Annotated in this window: 20 protein-coding genes and 1 pseudogene; 15 read left to right on the forward strand and 6 right to left on the reverse strand. The window is 73.0% G+C overall.

What is annotated here, in order from left to right; all coding sequences use genetic code 11:
* Positions 1-137 precede the first annotated feature (137 nt).
* Positions 138-2420, forward strand: a complete 2283-nt coding sequence (locus ABD901_RS19565) for an NACHT domain-containing protein (RefSeq protein ID WP_345128518.1) — start codon at positions 138-140, stop codon at positions 2418-2420.
* A 31-nt stretch (positions 2421-2451) separates the two neighbouring features.
* Positions 2452-3255: an SDR family oxidoreductase gene (locus ABD901_RS19570; protein ID WP_345128519.1), complete on the forward strand. Its 804-nt coding sequence runs from the start codon at positions 2452-2454 to the stop codon at positions 3253-3255.
* Positions 3256-3275: 20 nt separating this feature from the next.
* Here the strand turns inward: ABD901_RS19570 and ABD901_RS19575 are convergent, their stop codons facing one another.
* Positions 3276-3953, reverse strand: a complete 678-nt coding sequence (locus tag ABD901_RS19575; protein ID WP_345128588.1) for a hypothetical protein — start codon at positions 3951-3953, stop codon at positions 3276-3278.
* Positions 3954-4052: 99 nt separating this feature from the next.
* A pseudogene (tnpA, locus tag ABD901_RS19580) lies at positions 4053-4316 on the reverse strand (IS200/IS605 family transposase); the annotation flags it as partial.
* Positions 4317-4395: 79 nt separating this feature from the next.
* Between tnpA and ABD901_RS19585 the strand changes: the two are divergent.
* A complete protein-coding gene (locus ABD901_RS19585) occupies positions 4396-5547 on the forward strand; it encodes an RNA-guided endonuclease InsQ/TnpB family protein (protein WP_345128520.1) in 1152 nt (383 codons plus the stop codon).
* An 83-nt stretch (positions 5548-5630) separates the two neighbouring features.
* Entirely contained in the window at positions 5631-6398 is a 768-nt protein-coding gene (locus ABD901_RS19590) for a class I SAM-dependent methyltransferase (protein ID WP_345128521.1), read from the forward strand.
* On the opposite strand, the gene ABD901_RS19595 is transcribed toward ABD901_RS19590, so the two are convergent.
* Complete coding sequence (locus ABD901_RS19595) at positions 6361-7416, reverse strand: alpha/beta fold hydrolase (RefSeq protein WP_345128522.1); 1056 nt, start codon at positions 7414-7416, stop codon at positions 6361-6363. The genes ABD901_RS19590 and ABD901_RS19595 overlap by 38 nt on opposite strands.
* Positions 7417-7486: 70 nt before the next feature.
* Here ABD901_RS19595 and ABD901_RS19600 point away from each other — a divergent pair, with 70 nt between their 5' ends.
* From ABD901_RS19600 to ABD901_RS19610, 3 genes are all read left to right on the forward strand, one after another.
* Positions 7487-8002, forward strand: coding sequence for a PadR family transcriptional regulator (locus ABD901_RS19600; protein ID WP_345128523.1), 516 nt, complete (start codon positions 7487-7489; stop codon positions 8000-8002).
* A gap of 63 nt (positions 8003-8065) precedes the next feature.
* Entirely contained in the window at positions 8066-8590 is a 525-nt protein-coding gene (locus ABD901_RS19605; RefSeq protein WP_345128524.1) for a SigE family RNA polymerase sigma factor, read from the forward strand.
* Positions 8587-9744, forward strand: a complete 1158-nt coding sequence (locus ABD901_RS19610) for a hypothetical protein (protein WP_345128525.1) — start codon at positions 8587-8589, stop codon at positions 9742-9744. The genes ABD901_RS19605 and ABD901_RS19610 overlap by 4 nt, the downstream gene beginning before the upstream one ends.
* Before the next feature lie 2 nt (positions 9745-9746).
* Here ABD901_RS19610 and ABD901_RS19615 read toward each other — a convergent pair whose 3' ends face one another.
* Positions 9747-10670: an NADP-dependent oxidoreductase gene (locus tag ABD901_RS19615; protein ID WP_345128526.1), complete on the reverse strand. Its 924-nt coding sequence runs from the start codon at positions 10668-10670 to the stop codon at positions 9747-9749.
* Between the two features lie 77 nt (positions 10671-10747).
* Here ABD901_RS19615 and ABD901_RS19620 point away from each other — a divergent pair, with 77 nt between their 5' ends.
* The 3 genes from ABD901_RS19620 (at position 10748) to ABD901_RS19630 (ending at position 13958) form a co-directional block, all read left to right on the forward strand.
* Positions 10748-11152: a winged helix-turn-helix transcriptional regulator gene (locus tag ABD901_RS19620; protein ID WP_345128527.1), complete on the forward strand. Its 405-nt coding sequence runs from the start codon at positions 10748-10750 to the stop codon at positions 11150-11152.
* Positions 11153-11466: 314 nt separating this feature from the next.
* The gene (locus ABD901_RS19625) at positions 11467-12936 is read left to right on the forward strand and encodes a glutamate synthase subunit beta (RefSeq protein WP_345128528.1); all 1470 of its coding nucleotides are present in this window, start codon (positions 11467-11469) and stop codon (positions 12934-12936) included.
* A 158-nt stretch (positions 12937-13094) separates the two neighbouring features.
* Positions 13095-13958, forward strand: coding sequence for a S1 family peptidase (locus ABD901_RS19630; protein WP_345128529.1), 864 nt, complete (start codon positions 13095-13097; stop codon positions 13956-13958).
* 50 nt (positions 13959-14008) lie between these two features.
* On the opposite strand, the gene ABD901_RS19635 is transcribed toward ABD901_RS19630, so the two are convergent.
* Together ABD901_RS19635 and ABD901_RS19640 are read right to left on the reverse strand one after the other, a co-directional pair.
* Positions 14009-15427, reverse strand: a complete 1419-nt coding sequence (locus ABD901_RS19635) for a class I adenylate-forming enzyme family protein (RefSeq protein WP_345128530.1) — start codon at positions 15425-15427, stop codon at positions 14009-14011.
* Positions 15424-16512, reverse strand: coding sequence for a zinc-dependent alcohol dehydrogenase (locus tag ABD901_RS19640; protein WP_345128531.1), 1089 nt, complete (start codon positions 16510-16512; stop codon positions 15424-15426). The genes ABD901_RS19635 and ABD901_RS19640 overlap by 4 nt, the downstream gene beginning before the upstream one ends.
* 80 nt (positions 16513-16592) lie before the next feature.
* Here ABD901_RS19640 and ABD901_RS19645 point away from each other — a divergent pair, with 80 nt between their 5' ends.
* From ABD901_RS19645 to ABD901_RS19665, 5 genes are read left to right on the forward strand one after another with little or no spacing between them, the layout of a single operon-like run.
* The gene (locus ABD901_RS19645; protein WP_345128532.1) at positions 16593-17144 is read left to right on the forward strand and encodes a 2-oxoacid:ferredoxin oxidoreductase subunit gamma family protein; all 552 of its coding nucleotides are present in this window, start codon (positions 16593-16595) and stop codon (positions 17142-17144) included.
* On the forward strand, positions 17141-18202 hold the full coding sequence (locus tag ABD901_RS19650; RefSeq protein WP_345128533.1) for a hypothetical protein: 1062 nt from the start codon (positions 17141-17143) through the stop codon (positions 18200-18202). The genes ABD901_RS19645 and ABD901_RS19650 overlap by 4 nt, the downstream gene beginning before the upstream one ends.
* Positions 18199-18987: a thiamine pyrophosphate-dependent enzyme gene (locus ABD901_RS19655; protein WP_345128534.1), complete on the forward strand. Its 789-nt coding sequence runs from the start codon at positions 18199-18201 to the stop codon at positions 18985-18987. Before ABD901_RS19650 ends, ABD901_RS19655 begins: the two co-directional genes overlap by 4 nt.
* Entirely contained in the window at positions 18984-19694 is a 711-nt protein-coding gene (locus ABD901_RS19660) for a GntR family transcriptional regulator (RefSeq protein ID WP_345128535.1), read from the forward strand. Before ABD901_RS19655 ends, ABD901_RS19660 begins: the two co-directional genes overlap by 4 nt.
* Positions 19691-19936 carry a 4Fe-4S dicluster domain-containing protein gene (locus ABD901_RS19665; RefSeq protein ID WP_345128536.1) on the forward strand — a complete coding sequence of 82 codons (246 nt, stop codon included), beginning with the start codon at positions 19691-19693 and terminating at the stop codon, positions 19934-19936. The genes ABD901_RS19660 and ABD901_RS19665 overlap by 4 nt, the downstream gene beginning before the upstream one ends.
* Positions 19937-19950: the final 14 nt, after the last annotated feature.

Raw genomic sequence — 19950 nt, forward strand, 5'->3', positions numbered from 1 at the left:
AGAGAGCGCTCTCTTGCCTGTGCAGCCTCGATATTGATGACCCTCGGCGAGCGTGTCAAGGCCATACCAATGCCGTCATCGGGACCCGCACGACGATGTTCGGCGGCTGGTCGCGCCGTTCCGTTACCGTGTTCGGCATGCGTCGACCGGGGCTGTGGCTCGTCGCCGTCGAGGCGTTGCTGGTCCTCGTGCTGCTGCCCGTCACGGTGAACGTGGCCACCGGTGGGTCGGCGCCGCCCGGGTTCGGGGCGCTGCGGCCCCACGCCTGGTTGGCCGTGGCCGCCCTCGCGTGCATCGCGGTGGGGTTGCCGGTGTGGCAGTACCTCGGCGAAGGGCGGGTGCTCGGCGGCGCGCGCTACAGCAAGTACCACCGCGAAACCCAGCGCGCCAGGGTGCTGCAACTGCTGCGGGAGCGCGTCGACGCCGGCCTGGCGGGTGCGCTGGCCGACGTGCCCTGGATTCCGCCCCGGCTCGCGCTGCGGGCCGAAGCCGTGCGGCCGTCCGCCGACCTTCTCCCGGCCGTGCCGGACGACCGCGTGCCCGCGGACGTGCGCGACGCGTTCGAACGCTTCGACCGCAACCTGCTCATCCTCGGCGGGCCGGGCGCGGGCAAGTCGACGCTGCTGCTCGAGCTGGCGCGGCGGCTGCTGGCGGAGGACGGCGTGCCGGTGCTGCTCGGCCTGGGGCGCTGGACCGCGGTCGCAGAGGAGGGCCGGCCCCGATGGTGGCGCCGTCGTAGGCGGGCCGGACGGGAGTACTTCGCGCGCTGGTGCGTGGCGGAGATGGTGCGGTACAACGGGATCCCCAGGCCGCTCGCCGCGCAATGGCTGCAGGACGACGAGGTGGTGCTGCTGTTCGACGGGCTCGACGAGATGCCCGCCGGACCGCGCGTCGGGTTCGTCAAGGCCCTGGAGGAACTGCAGCAGGAGCGCGGTCCCCTGGCCATGGCGATGACGTGCCGGACCGGCGAGTACGCGGGCATGGCGCCGCTCGGGGTGCAGGGGGCCGTCGAGATCGAGCCGTTGGACAGGTCCGATGTGGATGGTCTGCTGGCCGGCGACGACGCGGCCGGCCTCGACGAGCTGCGGCGGGCCTGGCGGGCCGACGAAGGGTTGCGCGAGCTCGTCGACTCGCCGCTGCTGCTGGCGCTGCTCGCCGCGCAGTTGCGAGGCGGTGAGCACGACGTCGCTGCCGAGGGTGGGCGGTCGCGGCTGCTGGAGCGGTACCTCACCGTGGCGCTCGCCAGCCGGGCGTACCCGCCGCAGAGGCCCGCACCGACGTTGCGGCTGCGGCGCTGGCTCGGCACGGTCGCCGAAGCCAGCACGCCGTTCGGGCGACAGTGGTCCGCGGCGCTGCGCGCGGACGTGTCGCACGCGTTCGTCACCGGATTCCTGCCGGCGCTTGCCGCCGGGGCCGCCGCCGTGCTGGTCGCTGCCCCTGTGCCACGGTTCGGGCTGACGCAGGTCGCCGCGGTGGTGGTGCTCGTGGCCGCGTTCGGCCTGCCGGCCGGGTGGACGGTGTTCGCCTCGCTGACCCGGCGGCGGCTTTCGCCCGTGGGAGTCACCATGGGACTCGCCACCGGGCTCGCGTGCGGTGCGGCGGCTGCCGGCGCGATCGCCGGGGTGCTGGCGGCCGGGCTGTCGGACGAGGTGCTGGGGGTCGGTGTTTGCGTGCTCATCGTCGTCGGGGCGTACTCACTGGTGTACCACGCCTACCTGGCCGACCAGCGGACGCACCCGGAAGCGACCGCGGAGGTCAACGCCCGTTACCGGCGGGCGAGCAGCAGCCGGCGCCAGGTAAGGGCCGATCCGGAGGTGCGGGCGGAGATCAACGCCACCACGCCCGCAGTGCTGCTGGCCGGGCTCGCGCTTGCGGGACCGTTGATCATGCACCGGACCGTCGGGATCGCGCTGGCAGAGGCGGTCGGCCTGCTGCTCGGCGCGGCTGTGACCGCCGCCCGCGGCCTGGCCGGACTGCCCGGCGAGCATCCGGCCGCCCGGGCGGTCCGCCTCGTGCACCCCCGCCTCATTCTTGGTTTCGTGGTACTGCTGATCGCCGGCATATGCGGCGACATGATCAGCAACGACACGCTCAGCGACTGGCTCCTCCCGCACCTGCAATCCCTGGCCGGCTCCCGCCCGTGGGTCCTGGAACTGCCGGCAGTCCTGTTCGGCTTCATCGGTGGCCAGGTCGCCGCCCATCGGGTACTGCGCTGGAAGCGGTTCAGCAGCCCGTTCGCCGCCGCCGTGGCGCGGCTGCTGCTTGCCACCGAGGGCCGGCTGCCGTGGCGGGTTCGCCGCTACCTGACGTACGTGGCCGGCACCGGCATCATGCGCCGCGACGGCGACCGCTTCGTCTTCCGCCACGAACTCCTCGCCGAGCACTGCCGTCGCACCGAGTCCGGCGGCGCCCGGGGGTGATCGGGCTATCGGGCGGCGGTATGGTGCAGCGATGGATCGCACCGCGCTGGTCACCGGGGCATCGTCGGGGATCGGGAAGGCGACCGCCGCCGCGCTGGTTGCGCGTGGGTACAGGGTCATCGGGACCAGTCGCCGGCCGGAGGCGTTGAGCGCCGAGCAGCGGGCGGACGGGGTTGAGTACCTGGCGCTCGACCTCGAGGACGACGCGTCGATCGAGGCGCTCGCGGCCGCGGTGGGACCGGTCGACGTGCTGGTCAACAACGCGGGAGAGAGCCAGTCGGGGCCGTTCGAGGAGCTGCCCGGCGACGCGCTGCGGCGGCTGTTCCAGGTCAACGTGCTCGGGCCCGTCCATCTTGCGCAGCTGCTGCTGCCGGGCATGCGCGAGCGGCGGCGGGGGCGGGTGGTCATGGTCGGGTCGATGCTCGCGTCGTTCCCGCTGTCCTACCGCTCCTCCTACGTGGCGTCGAAGGCGGCGCTGAAGGGGTTCAGCGACGGGGCCCGGCACGAGTACTCGCCGTTCGGTGTCTGGCTGACCACCGTCGAGCCGGGGTCGATCAACACGGGGATCAGCGAGCGGCGCACGAAGTACACCTCGGAGGGCTCGCCGCACCGTGCGGACTTCGAACGGATGCTGGCCGCGCTCGACCGCAACGAGCGTCGCGGGGTGCCGGCCGAGCGGGTCGCGGCAACGATCGTCAAGGCGATCGAGGCGGCCAGGCCCAGGGCGCACTACGCGGTCGGGAGCAACGCGCCGATCGTGTTCCCGCTGCGGCGGCTGCTGCCGTCGGGGCTGGTGGCGAAGGCAACCCACCGCCGGCACGATCTGCGGCGCTGAGGTGGACTACGACGCCGGGCTCAGGCGATGACGCCCAGCGCGGTGATGCCGACGTCGCCGTCGCACGGCTGGATGAGGATCGGCCGCAGGATGACCGCGGCCTGGTCTCCGGGCACGCGGATCTCGACGTCGTAGGGGTCGGTGAACGACGGCTCCCCGCAGTTGGCGCGGTCGTACAGCTCGGTCCACAGCACCGAGAACGCCACGAACTCGCCGGGGTGCACGGTGTACACCTTCGGCTGCTCCAACTCGACCCGGGTGACCTTCTGGTCGCGGTGCGCCGCGTGGTCCGGCGGGCATACCGGCGGGTTGTAAGTGTTGATGCAGACCACGTCGTAGCCGACCATGGTGAACCCAGCCCAGCCGCTCAGCGTGCACACGCTCGACGAGCGGTTGGTCAGCTTGATGACGGTGACGATCGTCCACGGCGAGTCGGCCTTGGGAGCGTGGCGCAGGGAGTCGTCGGCCATGGCGGAGAGGTCGGCCGCCTTGCACGAACGGGTCGTCGCGTTCGCCGAGGGGCGGGCCGCTGGGGTGGCGTCGCCGCTCTTCGGGGTGCTCCCTGCGACCGCCGACACGCCCACGACGCTGGGCGTCGGCTGAACATCCTCGTCGGCCAACGCCCCGCCGCCCGCGTCGCAGCCGGCCAGGCCGGCGAGCGCCATGGCGACAACGAGCCCCGGTGTCCAACGTTTCACGATCATTGACGGTAGCGGCGCACGAACCCTGTCCCGCGAGCGCGCATCGACGTTCACGCGATTTTCTGCTACTTGTTCACTGGACCTACGACCGGAGCCCGGCCAGGGTTGGTCGACGATGTACTCCTTGACCGCCGTCAGCGGCGCACCGCCGCACGGCCCGGCGAAGTACGACGGGGACCACAGGTGTTCGCCCCACAGGTACTTGCGCAGATGTCCAGGGAACTCGCGCCGCAGTTAGCGCGCCGATACGCCCTTGAGGCTGTTGACCAGCCGCGACAGGGCGAAGCTCGGAGGGTAGTGGACGAGCAGATGCACGTGGTCGTCCTCGCCGTTGAACTCACGCAGGTCGGCGCCGAAGTCGACACGACCGAGCGACCACGGCGGACATCCGGGTCTGGGGTCCATCGGGGTGACATGGACCAAATGAGACGATGGCGGCGTGAAGTTGGTCGTGCAGGTGAAGCTCCTGCCGACGCCTGAGCAGGCGGCGGCGCTGGACGCGACACTGCGCGCCTGCAACGCCGCAGCGTCTGACGTTGCTGCACTGGCTCGGCACATCGACTGTTACCGCAACTACGACCTGCGGCGGCACACCTACCACGGCATCAAGGACGGCTATCTGCTCGGCGCCCAGGCCGCCCAGCACGTCATCAAGAAGGTAGCCGACTCGTACACCACGCTGAACGCGAACCTGCGCGCGGGCAACTACGGCAAGCCCGGCTCGAAACGCCGTCGCAAGGTCGAGACCAGCCCGGTCACGTTCCGATGGGATGCCGCGCAGCCGTACGACGCGCGAATGCTGTCGTGGCAGCACGATGCCAGCATCGTGTCGATCTGGACCGTGTCCGGCAGACTCAAGCAGGTCACGTTCACCGGCTCCCCGGACCAGGTCAAGGCCGTCGCCACCCATCCGATCGGCGAATCCGACCTGGTACACCGCGACAACACGTGGTTCCTGTACGCCACCATCGACGTGCCCGAGCCGACCGTATTCGAGCCCGACGGGTTCCTCGGCGTCGACATGGGCATCGCGAACATCGCCTACGACTCCGACGGCACCCGCTACGCCGGGACCAAGCTCAACGGCTACCGGCGGCGCCAGCAGCGGCTCAGGAAGCGGTTGCAGGCCAAGAACACCAAGTCCGCCCGGCGGCTGCTCGCCCGGCGCCGAAAGAAGGAAGCGCGGTACGCCGCGAACGTCAACCACACCATCGCCAAGAACATCGTGACCGAGGCTGCACGCACCGGTCGCGGGATCTCCGTTGAGAAGCTGACGGGTATCCGCGACCGGGTCCGGCTGCGCAAGCCCCAACGGGTCACGCTGCACTCGTGGGCGTTCCAGCAGCTCGGCGCGTTCCTTGTTTACAAGGCGCGCCGGACGGGTGTACCGCTGGTCGAGGTCGACCCTCGATACACCTCCCAGACCTGCGCAGCTTGCGGGTATCGGGACAAGCGGAACCGGCCCGACCAGGAAACCTTTACCTGTCGGTCGTGCGGGGTCGTTGCCCACGCCGACCACAATGCGGCTCGCAACATCGCTGCGCGCGGTGTTACGAGCTGGGGCGCAGTCAATCGCCCGCACGCGGCCTGACCTCGCAACCAGCGAGGACAGTGATCTGCAAGCCCGCTCATTCATGGGCGGGTAGTTGACCTGGCCTTCGTTACCATCGGGCGGTGCACGGCACACGGGGGTTTGACGAGCTGGTTGCCGAGGCGGCCGGGGTTGCGATCGAAGGCTGGGACTTCGGCTGGCTGGACGGGCGGGCCGTTGGCTCCGACCCGTCGTGGTCCTATCCGGCCATGGCCGCCGAGCTGGTGCGGTCCGCCGGCCGGCTGCTCGACATCGACACCGGCGGCGGGGAGTTCCTCGCCTCGCTGGCGCCGCTGGCCGCGCACACGATCGCCGTCGAAGGCTGGGCGCCCAACATGCCGGTCGCGCGGCGTCGGCTGGCGCCGCTCGGGGTCGAGGTCCGGTTCGCGCCTGACAAAACACTGCCGGTCGGCGATGCGGACGTTGACGTGGTGCTCGATCGGCACGGGCGGCTCGAGGCCGAGGAGATCGCGCGAGTCCTGCGGGCCGGCGGGTGGCTGCTGACCCAGCAGGTCGGCAGCGACGACTGTGCCGAGCTCAATGAGGCTCTGGGCGCCCCGGCTGCCCGCGGTACCGGATGGAATGCCGAGTCGGCCGCGCGGGCAGTGGCGGCGGCCGGACTCGACGTGGTCGACGTGCGGGAGGAGCGGCCGGGCCTGGCGTTCTACGACGTCGGGGCGGTCGTCTATCAGCTGCGCGCGGTGCCGTGGCAGGTGCCGGACTTCACGGTCGAGCGCTATGCCGACGGGCTGCGGCGCATCGACGAGCACATCCGCGGCCACGGCGAGTTCCGCGTCCACGCGCACCGGTTCCTCATCCGCGGGATCCTTCGCGGTTCACCAGCGCGGTGAACTCGCTCAGGATTCGGTCGGGGAAGAGGAACGGCGCCAGGTGGCCCAGGCCCTCCTGCGCCACGTACGCCTTGGCGGGCGCCTCGATCGAATCGACGTACTGTCTGGCCAGGTCCGGTATGGCGAAGCCGTCGTCCGCGCCCTGCAGGACCAGGATCGGCACCTCAAAGGTGGTGCCGAGCGTGTGGGGGGTGACCGCGACGGTCTCTTCGTACAGGTGCTGGGGGAAGGCCATGATGTCGGAGAACCAGCCGAGGATGTCCCGCACGGAGTAGCCCGGCGTGAGCAGGGTTCGGATGATCGAGACGTTCCGCCACGCCTTGGCCTCGGCGTCGACCTCCATTGTGTACTGCAGCAGGCGCATCCAGCCCATCCGGTCGGAGTACGGCGGCGGCCCGAGCCGGACGAGCTTCCCGGTCACGCTGCGCTGGCCGGCCGCCCGGGTCGCGGCGAGCACCCGCTCGTACACGATCGACGTGTTGCGGGCCATGTCCGCCATCTGGCCCATGCCGACGTAGGCGCGGATGAGGTCGGGGCGGCGGCGGGCCATGCCGAGGCCGACCACCGTGCCCTGGGAGTGGGCCGCGAGCGTCACCTGGTCGACGCCCAGGCGCTTTTGCAGGTGCTCGACGAGCTCGATGCCGTCGGTGATGAAGCGGTCGAAGGTCCAGTCCGCCTCGGTGCCGTGGTGTGGCGCGCGGCGGGTCCGGCCGACGGTGCGGCGGTCCCAGTGCACGACGGTGAAGTGCTGCTCCCAGGCGAGGTGCAGGGGCGTGAGCGGGATCATCGAGGCGCCGTGCGGGTGCAGCCACAGCAGGACCGGGTTGGACCGGTCGGTACCGCGGATCTGCACCCACTGGTCCACTCCGCCGATGCGCATGTAGCCCTGTTCGTTGATGCCCGCCGGTGGCAGGGCGAGTGTGCGCGCGACCGCGCGGCGGCGCAGCGCGACGAAACCGAGCGAGGCGACGATCGCGACGGCGAGGACGCCGGCGACCGCGAGCAGGATCGATGTCATAGGTAGAAAGTGACAGGACAAAATCTACCTGTCAATATCTAGGTGTGTACGGTTTCTGCGGGAGGTCCTGATGTCGCTGCGGTACGCCCTGTTGGGGCTGCTCGCCGAGGAGCCGGCGAGCGGGTACGACCTGGCCGGCAAGTTCGAGCGGAACCTGCGCCGGTACGCCTGGCACGCCCAGCGCAGCCAGATCTACCCGGAGCTGAACCGGCTCGCCGCCGACGGGCTCGTGTCCGTCGTGGAGGAAGGCGCGCGAGGCCGGCGCGCGTACGCGATCACCGACGTCGGGCGCATCGAGCTGCGCCGCTGGGTGCTGGACCCGAACGACGAGCCGGTCGTGCGCAACGAGCACACGCTCAAGCTGTTCCTGCTCGCGACCCTGGACGTCGAGGACGCCCGGAAGGTGCTGCGGCAGCAGGCGGAGGGGAGCCTGCACGAGCACGAGCGGCTCCGGGCGGCGATCGACCAGGCCGACGCGAGCGGGCGGGCGCCCGTCGAGTTCTTCGCCGCCGAGCTCGGCGCGCGGTACTTCCTGACCCTGCACGAGTGGGCGACGTGGGCGCTGAGCCGCCTCGACGAGACATAGAAAATCTTCGCGGGAGGTCCCAACCTTTTCGCGGGAGTTGTCGTCTTGGCTGGTATGGCTCCCATGGGTCAGCCGCTCGCCGCTGACTTCGACGCGTTCGTCCGGGCGCGAACACCCGCGCTGCTGCGCTCGGCGTACCTGCTGACCGGTGACCAGCACCTCGCCGAGGACCTCGTGCAGAGCGCCCTCGGGCTCACCCACCGCGCCTGGCGGCGGCTGCACGCCGACGGCAACGCCGAGGCCTACGTGCGCAAGACGATGTACCACCTGCAGGTCTCGCGATGGCGTCGCCGGCGCGTCGCCGAGGCGTTCCCGGGCGAGCTGCCCGACCGGGCCGGCGCAGAGTCCGACCACGCCGAGCGCACGGCGCTGCGGCTGTCGCTGCGCAGCGCGCTGTCCCGGCTGACCGTCAAGCAGCGGGCCGTCGTCGTGCTGCGGTTCTTCGACGACCTGACCGAGGCGCAGGCGGCGGACGTCCTCGGCGTCAGCGTCGGCACCGTCAAGAGCCACACCGCCAAGGCGCTGGAGCGGCTGCGGGCCCTCGCGCCGGAGCTCGCCGGCGTCGGCGTGAGCGGAGATGTCCGATGAGCGAGTTCGACAGCCTGCGCCGGGCGCTGGGCGACATCGCCGGCGAGGTCGACCCCGTCGACCTGCGCGACCGGGCCCTCGCCGAGTCGCGGCGCATCCGGACCCGCCGCGTCGGCGCCACCGCGGTGGCCGGGCTCGCGGTCCTCGCCGCGGCGCTGGGTGCCGCCGCCGTGCGCGGCGACGACCGGGCGCCGACGCCCGAGGTGAGCCCGCCGCCGGCCGTCGCTTCGCCGACGGTGCTGCCGAGCGAGCGCGCGGACCGCGGGCCAGACCTCGGCCCCTTCTCGTCGGCAACCATCACCGTGCCGAGCTGGGGCGCGGCCGCGGACGCCACCTGCACCAAGGGCAGGGTCACACTCAACGATGGGCAGGGCGTCAGCGGTACGCGGCGGCCGGTGAATGTCCTGGGGTACGTCACCGCCGACGTCGACCGCGACGGCGCCGACGACTACGTCGCCTACCTGCGCTGCGGCGAGGGCCCGGAGTCCGGCGGCGGCCAGGTCGTCGCGTTCCGGCAGGGCGCGTCGGAGCTGCAGGTGATCGGCCAGGTCATCGGCCCGCAGGACGGCTTCGCGATGATGGACCACATGCAGGCCCGCGACGGTGGCCGGATCGCGGTGCTGGTCTCGAAGGTGTACACCGACGGCGGCCAGAACACGGTCCCGAACCAGTGGCGCACGTACGCCTGGCAGGACGGCCGCTTCCGCCAGGTCGACGGCCCCACCACGTTCCCGGCCGACCCGCCGTCGTCACGCCTGACGGTGACCGCGTCGCCGCTGGCCTTCCAGGCGCAGGGCGCCGCCTTCACCGGGTCCACGACGGTCACGGTGCGCAACGACGGCAACGTCCCCGTCGCCCGCCTGGAGCTCCTGCTCATCCTGCCCGAAGGGGTCCGCCCGGCGGGCGACGGCTGGGAGGCCTGCTCGGTGCGCCCCGACCCGCAGCACAACGCGGTGGTCTGCACGCTCGACGGCCCGGGCGCCGGCGCGCAGGTCTCGTACGCGCTGACGTTCGTCGCCTCGAAGCGCCCCGTGCCGGTCGACGACCCGGTCAACATCGGCAACCACTATGTCGCGATCCGGCAGCTGACCCCGTTCGACGGCCAGGTCGTCATCGAGCACCCGGAGGCGGTCATCCCGATCACGGTGCCCTGAGGTCACGGCACCAGCACCAGCCGCCCGCGCTGCCGGCCCGCCTCGAGCCGGCGGTGCGCCTCGGCCACGTCCGCCAGTGGCAGGGTGCCGGCCACCCGCGTGGTGAGCCCGGCGGCGGCCAGGGCGGCCAGGCGTTCGCCGTCGGCGCGGATCCAGACGTGGTACACCCGGGTGCCCCGCAACGCCGGCGGCGCCGCGCCGCCGAGGACCGCCACGAACGCGCCGCCGCCGCGGACGGCGTCCAGGGCGCGCACGCCGAGGCTCGCGGCGTCCACGGCGGCGTCGACCCCGCCCGGCACCGCCGTACGCACCGCCTCGGCGAGGTCGCCGTCGCGCGGCACGACGCGCCAGGCGCCGAGCCCGCGCACGAGGTCCGCGTCGCGCCCGCCGGCGACCGCCACGACGCGGGCGCCGGACCGGGCGGCGATCTCGACGGTGTACCCGCCGACGGCGCCGGTCGCGCCGGTGACCAGCAGGGTCCCGCCGGGCTCGACGGCGGCGAGGTCGAGGGCCTGCGCCGCGGTGAGCGCGTTGAGCGGCAGCGTCGCCGCCGCGACGAGGTCCAGCCCGTCCGGCAGCAGCGCGACGGCACCGGCGTCCAGCACGGCGTACTCCGCCTGCGCCTTCAGCGCGAGCCCGGGCCGGTCGCACAGCCCCGCGACCCGGTCGCCGGCCGCGAACCCGCGGACCCCGGCGCCGACGGCGTCGACGGTGCCGGACACGTCCCAGCCGAGACCGAGCACGTCGCGCGGCGCGTGGATGCCGGCCCCGGCGAGGGCACCCGACCGCGTCTGCACATCGACCGGGTTCACGCCGGCCGCGGCCACCCGGATGCGCACCTGTCCCGGCCCCGGCTCCGGCCGCGGCACCTGCGCGACCTCGAGCACCTCCGGGCCGCCGAACGAACGAATGATCACAGCTCGCATGACACCCACCGTACGGAGAGCTACTCTCCAACGGGAAGTACGCACTTCGAGGTGCGTACCGCACGCAGGGGTGGGCGATGACGACGCGGACGGCGAGCCGGCGGCGGGCGGACGAGCGCCGCGAGTACGACGCGTTCATGGCCGACTGCCCGGCGCGCAAGCTGCTCGACCGGATCAGCGACAAGTGGGTGAGCCTGATCCTGACGGCGCTGGCCGGCGGCCCCATGCGGTACAGCGACATCAACCGCCGCATCGCGGGCGTCAGCCAGAAGATGCTGACCCAGACGCTGCGCACGATGGAGCGCGACGGCCTGTTGTCGCGCACGGTCACCGCATCGGTGCCGGTCCGCGTGGACTACCGGCTCACCTCGCTCGGCGAGAGCCTGCTGCCGCTCATGGCCGCGGTCAAGGCGTGGGCCGAGACGCACATGCCGCAGGTCGAGCGGGCCCAGGCGGCCTACGACGAGGCGCTCGCCCCATAGTCCGGGGCGTGTCGGAGACGGTGTTGCTGACGGCGGCGGTCGCGATCGCCGAGCCGTGTTCGGCGGCGCGGGGGACCGCGACTGAGAGTTCGACGTCCAGGTCGCGGCCGGGGACGGGGCACCATCGAACGGCCGGCCGCCGGGCGCGACTCACGCCGCGGCCGAGTGTGGCGCATTTGGCTGACCTGACCCCTGTGAGACACCCGGGCAGCTCGGTTAGGGTGCCAACCACAACAGTGAGACAGCCGTCTCACATTTCGGGCCAGCGTTGTCCCGTCGCGATCCGGATGCACCGCCAGGCAACGGAGGCCAGGATGCCCGACCCGATGGGATTCATGAAGTACCGCCGGCAGCTGCCGCTGCTGCGTCCGGTGCCCGACCGGGTCGCCGACTGGCGCGACGTGTACCAGCGGGTCGACGAGCAGATGATCCACGAGCAGTCCAGCCGGTGCATGAACTGCGGCGTCCCGTACTGCCACAACGGCTGCCCGCTGGGCAACCTGATCCCGGACTGGAACGACCTCGTGCGCGTCGGCGACTGGGAGCGCGCCGCGGAGACGTTGCACGCCACGAACAACTTCCCCGAGTTCACCGGGCGACTGTGCCCGGCACCGTGCGAGGCGGCCTGCGTCCTGGGCATCGGGGACGATCCGGTCACGATCAAGCAGGTCGAGGTCGAGATCATCAACCGGCTTGCCGACGCCGGGCCGCTTCAGCCCTTCACGGGCGCGACGCCCTCCGGTCGCAGCGTGGCCGTGGTCGGCTCCGGGCCGGCCGGTCTGGCCGCCGCGCAGCAGCTGGCGCGCGCCGGACACGCGACGACCGTGTACGAGCGCAGCGATGCCGTCGGCGGCCTGCTCCGCTACGGCATCCCCGACTTCAAGCTGGAGAAGGGTCATATCGACCGGCGGGCCGCGCAGCTCGCCGCCGAGGGAGTGGCGTTCGTCACCGGCTGCGAGGTCGGCGTCGACGTCTCGCTCGCCGAGCTGCGGGAGCGGCACGACGCGGTCGTCCTGGCCTGCGGCGCCCTCGACCCGCGCGACGTGCCGACCACGCCCGGTCGTGAGCTCAGCGGCATTCACCAGGCGATGGTGTACCTGGAGGGTGGCAACCGGGTCGTCGCCGGCTCGCTGGACGCGCCGCCGATCGACGCGGCCGGCCTGCACGTCATCGTCGTGGGCGGCGGCGACACGGCCGCCGACTGCCTCGGCACCGCGCACCGGCAGGGCGCGGCCAGCGTGCGACTGGTGGAGGTGGCGCCGCTGCCGCCGCAGCAGCGCGACGGAGGCCGCGATCCCTGGCCGACGTGGCCGACCATGCTGCGCAGCGGCTCGGCGCACGAGGAGGGCGGCGAGCGCAACTTCGGCTGCGCGGTGCGCCGGTTCCTCGGCGACGACGAGGGGCGGCTGCGCGCGGTCGAACTGGTGGACGTCCTCGTCGGCCCCGGCTTCACGCTGAGCGAGATCGAGGGCACGGTCCGCGAGGTGCCGGCCGACCTGGCGCTGCTGGCGATCGGCTTCGCCGGCACGCAGCCCGGACCGCATCTGGCCCAGGCTGCGCTCACCCGCAACGGTCGCGGCACGATCGACGCCGGCGCCGACTGGCAGACCGAGGCACCGGGCGTGTTCGTGGCCGGCGACGCCCGGCGGGGGCCGTCGTTGATCGTCTGGGCGATCGCGGAGGGCCGCTCGGCGGCCGCGGCGGTCCACCAGTACCTGATGAGCGACGGTGGGCGCCTGCCCGCCCCGGTCACCCCGTCCTCGATGCCGCTCAGCGCACGGTAGCCCGGGCGAGGACGCGGCCCCCCTATACACCACCCGAAACACCCACATCGGATGAACGGGATGCTTGTGATCTTATAGATGTATGTAAATACTTTGACCAATGCGTCAGGAAGCCGGTGGACCACCCCCTCCACCCGCCGGCCTGAAAGGAGCTGACGATGGTCAACGCAGTTCACGCACGACGCCACGTCGGACGGCTGATCGCCGTCGCCGCTGGTGCGCTCGCCCTCGGAGCGCTCGCCCTGCCCGGGGCCGCCTCCGCGGCGCCGGTCTCCTACAGCGGCGCGCAGCTGGCCGCGGCCGGCGACGCCGTCGAGCGCACCGGCGTCGCCGGCATCGCGTGGCACACCGACGCCGCAACCGGCCGCGTCGTGGTCACGGCCGACAGCAGCGTCTCCGACGCCGCGCTCGCCAAGGTCCGGCAGGCCTCGGGCGCCGTGCGCGTCGAGCGCACCGCCGGGGTGTTCTCGCCGCTGCTGTCCGCCGGGGCCGCGATCTACGGCGGGCAGTACCGCTGTTCGCTCGGCTTCAACGTGGTCAGCGGCAGCACGTACTACTTCCTCACCGCCGGCCACTGCGGCGCGGTGGCCTCGACGTGGTACACCAACTCGAGCCACGCCACGCTGATCGGCCCGAACGTCGGGTACACCTTCCCGGGCAGTGACTACGCCCTGGTGCGCTACCAGAACACGTCGCTGAGCCACCCCGGTGGCTTCACCGTCGCGGACGCCTTCGTGGGCGAGAACGTCACCCGCACCGGCTCCACCACCGGCACCCACACCGGCCGGGTGACCGCGCTCAACGCCACGGTCCGCTACAGCGGCAGCCCGGGCGGCACCGTGCGCGGCCTCATCCAGACCACCGTGTGCGCCGAGGGCGGCGACTCCGGCGGCCCGCTGTACGACGGCAACAAGGCCCTCGGCCTGACGTCGGGCGGCAGCGGCAACTGCAGCAGCGGCGGCACCACGTTCTTCCAGCCGGCCCGCGCGGCGGCCAGCCACTTCGGCGTGACGATCTACTGAAATCGCGCCGCTGACGGGGCCCGGCCGGTGAGCCGGGCCCCGTCAGTGCGTTACGGCGACGGCCGTTGCAGGAGGTCGCGCAGTCGGGAGCGCTGGATCTGGCCCGTCGCCGGGGTGCGCGGGATGGCGTCGACGACCGCGACCCGGCGCGGGCGCTGGTGCGAGGCCAGGCGGCCGTTCACGTGGGCGCGGACGTCGTCGACGGTCGGGGCCGCGGCGCCCGGCGGCAAAACCACGACGGCGCAGACCAGCTCGCCCCAGCGCGGGTCGGGCAGGCCGACCACGGCGACGTCGACGATGCCCGGCAGGTCGCGCAGGGCGTGCTCGACCTCGGCGGGGCCGACCGATTCGCCGCCGGTGCGGATCACCTCGCGGTTGCGGCCGGTCAGGTACAGGTAGCCGTCCTCGTCGAGGCGGCCGAGGTCGCCGGAGCGGTACACGCCGTCCAGGGGAGCCGCGCCCAGGTATCCGTTCATGACCGCCGGGCCGCTGGTGCAGACCTCGCCGGAGGCGTCCAGCCACAGGGCGTTCGGGGTGGCGGGGCGCCCGACGCTGCCGGGCTTGCGGTCCAGGTCCCAGTCGTGCAGGGCGGCCATGCGGCCGGCCTCCGTCGAGCCGTACAGGATCGTCGTCGTGGTGCCGGGCAGGCGGGCCTTGATGCGCTCGACCAGGTCGGCGGCGACGCTGGACGTGCCGGTGTCGGCGTGCTGCAGCGAGCGCAGGTCGGCGCGGCGGTGCTCGGGCTCCAGCAGGCGCTCCCACACCGCCGGGATGCAGTACAGCGCCGTCGGGCGGCGCCGCTGTACCACGTCGATCATGTCGGCGGCGTCGGCCCGGCGGACCAGGTGCACGGCGGTGCGGTGCTGCCAGGCCTCCATGACGTAGTGCCAGCCGCCGTAGTGGTACAGCGGGAAGGTGCACACCACGCCGCCGTCGCCGCGCAGGCCGGCGGTGAACGTGCCGCCGCCCGGCGCCGCGCGCAGCCAGCTGGCCCGGTGGCTGACCAGGGCGCCCTTCGGGGTGCCGGTGCTGCCGCTGGTGAGGTACAGGATGTGCGGGTCCGTGTCGCACAGCGGCCGCGGCACCGTGAAGCCGGGTGCGCCCTCGTCCAGCGTGGCCGGCGGCAGCACCGGGCCGGTGAACTCCACATCGGACAGCACGAGCCTCGGGTCCGCATAGGAGCGGATGCGGTCCCGCTCGGCGCCCGGCAGGGCGGGGTTGACGGGTGCGAAGACGGCCCCGACGCGGGCGCAGGCGACGAACGCCGCGAGCGAGCGCAGTGTCGGGCCCGCGCACCACAGGACGGTGTCGCCGCGGCGCACCCCCAGGCCGGTCAGGGCGTTGGCGGCGCGGTCGGCGGCGACGTCCAGGTCGCGGAAGGTCAGCGCGTCGGGGCCGAGGGTGGCGGCGAGCGCGCCCGGGGCGGTGCGCGCGGCCGTGATCACGATGTCGCCGATCAGCAGGCTCATGCGCGGTCCCAGTCGAAGACGTCGACCTGCGCGGGGCCCAGTGCGCCGTACCGCCGCTTGTCCCCGGTGATGGCGAGCGCCTCGGGCAGCGCCTCGATGCCGGCGAGGCGGTGGCTGATGAGCGCGGCCACGTCGACGTCGCCGCGCTCGACCAGGCGCAGCGCGTGCTCGAACGCGCCGCTGCCGGGCGCGTACCCGCCGGCGCCGGAGCGCGGGTGCAGCAGCGCGACCGAGCGCTCCCGCAGCAGCGCGAGGGGGGCCGGGGCGCCGGCCGGCAGGACCGACACCATGACGATGGTGCCGCCGCGGCGCACGCAGCGGGCGGCGAGCTCGAACGTGCCCTCGCCCGCGCACTCGAACACCACGTCGGCGCCGATGCCGTCGGTGGCCTCGAGGACCGCCGCGGCGACGTCGTCGGCCGCGTCGATGACGAGGTCGGCGCCCGCCCGCGCGGCGAGGTCGCGCTTGGCGGGGCTGCGGCCGGTGGCCATGACGAGGCCGGCGTTGCCGTGGCGGGCGACCTGCACGTGCAGTACCCCCATGACGCCCGCCCCGATGACCAGCACCGCGTCGCCGGGGCGGACGCCGGCGGCGGCGTGGCCGTGTATCGCGCCGGCGAGGGGCTGCACCGCGGCGGCCTCGGCGGCGTCGACCTTGGCGGGCACGCGCACGAGGGTCTTGGCCGGGACCCTGACCTGCTCGGCGAACGCGCCCGGACCGGTGAAGCCGAGTACCGCCGGGGAGGGGCAGGCGTCGGGGCGGTCGCGCCGGCAGGCGGCGCAGCGCCCGCACGCGGCCGTCTCCACCGCGGTCACCCGCGCGCCTTTCCACGCCGGGTCGACGCCCGGGCCGACGACGCCGACCACGCCGGCGAACTCGTGCCCGCCGAATCGGGTCGGCCCGGCGACCAGGCGTCTGGCGAGGGTGTCGTGCATGGCGACCGGGGCACCGGCCAGCAGCATGCACTCGGTGACGCTCGGCTGCACGCAGGCGACGTCGATCACGACCTCACCGGGCCCGGGTATCGGGTCGGGGACGTCCTCGACGGCCGCGTCGCCGAAGCCGCGCAGAACCAAAGCCCGCATGTCCGACCTCCCTTGACGCTTGGATCAGATTTTGTATTCAATATTCAAACCGCGTCAAGGTCTACGGCAGGAGGCGCCCCATGGAGCGAGAGGTGCTCGTCACGGGCATCGGCGGGCAGGGCATCCAGCTGCTCGCCAAGACCCTGGCGCTCGCCGCGACCCGCGAGGGCCGCTACGCCATGCTCGCCGCCGACTACGGCGGGGAGATGCGCGGCGGCCCCTCCAAGGCCGGCGTCGTCATCGGCGACGCCCCGCTGCGGGCGCTGCCGATCCTGCCGTCGGCCTGGTCGGCGATCTTCGCGCACCACCGCCACGCGGAGGGCGTCGAGGAGCGGCTGCGCACCGGCGCGCTCGTGGTGGCCAACACGCCGCTCGTCGACCCGGAGGCGTTCCGGGCGGACCTGCGGGTGTTCGCCGTGGACGCGAGCGGCGCCGCGCGGGCCGCCGAGGCGCCGAACGCGATCGGCTTCGTGCTGCTGGGGGCGTACAACGCGTTGACGCGGCTCGTTGCGGCGCAGTCGCTGGTGGAGGCGATGGGGGAGCTGCTGCCGCCGTACCGCCGCCAGCACGCCGCCGCCAACGAACGCGCGCTGCAGGCCGGTGCCGCGGCCATCGAGGGGGTGGCCGTATGACACTGGAGCTGCTCGAAGGCAGCGCAGCGATCGCCGAGGCCGCGATCGCCGCCGGATGCCGGTTCTTCGCGGGGTACCCCATGTCGCCCTTCACCGGCCTGCTGGAGCACATGTCCCGGCGCATGCCGGCGGCCGGCGGGGTGTGCCTCAACGCGGAGAGCGAGATCGAGGGCGTGAACATGACCCTCGGCGCCGCCGCTGCCGGGGCCAGGGCCGCCACCGGCTCGTGCGGCCAAGGCATCGCGCTCATGCAGGAGGCGATCGCCGAGGCCGCGCTCAACGAGACGCCGTTCGTGGTGTTCAACCTGGCCCGCAACCAGCAGGACTACTTCCAGGCCACGCGCGGCGGCGGGTGGGGCGACTACCGCACCATCACCCTCGCGCCCAAGGACATCCCGGAGGCGGTCGAGCACACGCAGCTGCTGTTCCACCTCGCCGACAAGCACCGCGCGCCGGTCATGCTCTACGGCGACCCGCTGCTGGCGCAGACCCGCGTCGGCGTCGAGATCGAGGCCCGCGACTTCGGGGCGCTGCCGGCCAAGGACTGGGCGCTGGACGGCACCGGCGGCGGCACCGGGCGCAGCCGGCAGGTGTGGACCTGGGCGATGGGCAAGGCCACCGACCCCGGGCCCGGGCCGGACGGGCACTGGCGGGCGATCGCCGAGAAGTTCGAGCGCATCGGCGAGCTCGAGGCGCGGCACGAGCAGTCCGATGTCGACGGCGCCGAGACCGTCGTGGTGTCGTTCGGCTCCGCGGCCAAGTTCGTCGAGCACGTCGTGGGGGAGCTGCGCGGGGAGGGGTACGACATCGGCTGGTTCCGCCCGATCACCCTCTGGCCCTTCCCCGGCGAAGCCCTCGCCGCCGCCACCCGCGCCGCCCGGCGGGTCCTCGTGTTCGAGCTCAACGCCGGGCAGATGCTCGACGACGTGCGCATCCACGCCCACGACCGGCGCGCGGTGCGGTTCGTCGGCGGGGTCAGCATCGCCGAGTCCGGCCTGTCCTACGGGCCCCTGCTGGACGCACCCGTGATCCGCCGACGCATCCTGGACGCGCTATGACCGCCGACAGTTCACAGACCATCGACACGACTCGTCCCCCGGACCGGCCGGCCCGGCAGGTCGCCGACTTCAAGCCGAGCCTCATCCTCGGCGAGCACTCGCTGTGCCCCGGCTGCGGTGAGCCCGTCGCGTTGCGGGTGCTGCTGGAGGTACTGCAGGAGCTCGACATCGTGCAAAAGACCATCGGCGTCGTCGGCCACGGCTGCTACGGCAGCTTCGTGCGCATCATGGACGTCGACGTGCTGCAGTGCCTGCACGGCCGGGCGCCGGCGTGCGCGACCGGCATCAAGCGGGTCCGCCCCGGCGTCGCCGTGTTCACCCTGCAGGGCGACGGCGACATGGCCAACGAGGGCCTGCAGGAGGTGTTGCACGCGGCCGCCCGAGGCGAGAACATCACCTGCGTCATGCTCAACAACGGCGTGTTCGGCGACACCGGCGGGCAGCAGACCGCCACCACCGTGCTCGGGCAGCGCACGAAGACCAGCATCGACGGCCGCGACCCGCAGGCGCACGGCTACCCGATCCCGGTCGCCGACCTCGTCGCCGGGCTGCAAGGCGTCGGCTACGTGGCCCGCGGCGCCGTCTCCACCGCCGGCGCGGTCCTGCAGACCCGCCGGATGCTGCGCAAGGCGTTCCAGACGCAGCTGGACGGCGGCGGGTTCTCGCTGGTGGAGATCCTCACCATGTGCCCGACCGGCTGGTTCGTGCCCACCGCCGAAGGCCCCGAATACCAGCAGGGCACCATGGAGCAGACCTACCGCCTGGGGGAGCTGGTCACACCGTGAAGCTCGAGCGCGCCAACACCAGCGAGGCCGTCGCCGCACACGTGCTGCGCCGCCTCTTCGCCGGCGACCTGCGCAGCGGACAGCGCGTCGACCTCGACGAGATCGCCGAGGAGCTCGGCGTGAGCCGCGTGCCGGTCCGCGAGGGCCTCATCCAGCTCGAGCGCGACGGCCTCGTCGAGCGGGCGCACTACCGCCGCGCGCACGTCGCCGACTTCGACGACGCCACGATCCGGGAGGCGTTCGAGCTGTACGGCATGCTGAGCGCCCTGACGAACCGGCGCGTCGCACGCCGGCGCGACCCCGGCATGCTCGAGGCGCTCGGCAAGCTCGACGAGGCCCTCGGCCGCTGCGACAGCCCCGACGAGTACGAGTCGCTGGCCCGCGAGTTCCGCCGCGTCGTCAACGTCGCCGGGGCCGGCAGCCACCTGCGGGCGCTGCTGCGCACCTTCAGCGGCCTGGTACCGGTCGCCGCCCGCTTCTCCATCGACGACGCCCTCGCCGAGGAGCGGGCCGCGCTGCACGCCGAGTACGTGGCCATCCGCGACGGCGACCCCGACGCCGCCGGCGAAGCCGCCCTGGCCCACCTGCGCCTCACCGCCGACAACGCCGTCGCGGCCCTGCGCCGCCGCGGCGTCTTCCCGCCGGGTGAGAGATCGCCCGACGCGTGGGCGGACGCCGCCCGGGTGGTCGAAGGGAGCGACTCGTGAGCGCCCGGACCGCACGCGGCACGCTGGTCATCGACGTCGAGCGCTGCAAGGGCTGCGAGCTGTGCATCGCGGCCTGCCCGCCGGACGTGCTGAGCATGTCGGCCGCGGTGAACGAGCAGGGATACCGCTATCCGGTGCTGCACGACGGCTGCACCGGCTGCACCGCCTGCCAGGTCGTGTGCCCGGATTTCGTCTTTTCCGTCTATCGCTATAACGACATTGCCGGTGCCCCTGACGTCTGAGGTCGCCCATCGCG

Origin of the sequence: Dactylosporangium darangshiense (assembly GCF_039537565.1) — a bacterium.
Classification (GTDB): Bacteria; Actinomycetota; Actinomycetes; order Mycobacteriales; family Micromonosporaceae; genus Dactylosporangium; species Dactylosporangium darangshiense.

Coding starts and splice junctions, on each gene's coding strand:
- ABD901_RS19565 (WP_345128518.1), top strand. CDS start 138: ATGCGTCGACCGGGGCTGTGGCTCGTCGCCGTCGAGGCGTTGCTGGTC.
- ABD901_RS19570 (WP_345128519.1), top strand. CDS start 2,452: ATGGATCGCACCGCGCTGGTCACCGGGGCATCGTCGGGGATCGGGAAG.
- ABD901_RS19595 (WP_345128522.1), bottom strand. CDS start 7,416: ATGACATCGATCCTGCTCGCGGTCGCCGGCGTCCTCGCCGTCGCGATC.
- ABD901_RS19600 (WP_345128523.1), top strand. CDS start 7,487: ATGTCGCTGCGGTACGCCCTGTTGGGGCTGCTCGCCGAGGAGCCGGCG.
- ABD901_RS19605 (WP_345128524.1), top strand. CDS start 8,066: ATGGGTCAGCCGCTCGCCGCTGACTTCGACGCGTTCGTCCGGGCGCGA.
- ABD901_RS19610 (WP_345128525.1), top strand. CDS start 8,587: ATGAGCGAGTTCGACAGCCTGCGCCGGGCGCTGGGCGACATCGCCGGC.
- ABD901_RS19615 (WP_345128526.1), bottom strand. CDS start 10,670: ATGCGAGCTGTGATCATTCGTTCGTTCGGCGGCCCGGAGGTGCTCGAG.
- ABD901_RS19620 (WP_345128527.1), top strand. CDS start 10,748: ATGACGACGCGGACGGCGAGCCGGCGGCGGGCGGACGAGCGCCGCGAG.
- ABD901_RS19625 (WP_345128528.1), top strand. CDS start 11,467: ATGCCCGACCCGATGGGATTCATGAAGTACCGCCGGCAGCTGCCGCTG.
- ABD901_RS19630 (WP_345128529.1), top strand. CDS start 13,095: ATGGTCAACGCAGTTCACGCACGACGCCACGTCGGACGGCTGATCGCC.
- ABD901_RS19635 (WP_345128530.1), bottom strand. CDS start 15,427: ATGAGCCTGCTGATCGGCGACATCGTGATCACGGCCGCGCGCACCGCC.
- ABD901_RS19640 (WP_345128531.1), bottom strand. CDS start 16,512: ATGCGGGCTTTGGTTCTGCGCGGCTTCGGCGACGCGGCCGTCGAGGAC.
- ABD901_RS19645 (WP_345128532.1), top strand. CDS start 16,593: ATGGAGCGAGAGGTGCTCGTCACGGGCATCGGCGGGCAGGGCATCCAG.
- ABD901_RS19650 (WP_345128533.1), top strand. CDS start 17,141: ATGACACTGGAGCTGCTCGAAGGCAGCGCAGCGATCGCCGAGGCCGCG.
- ABD901_RS19655 (WP_345128534.1), top strand. CDS start 18,199: ATGACCGCCGACAGTTCACAGACCATCGACACGACTCGTCCCCCGGAC.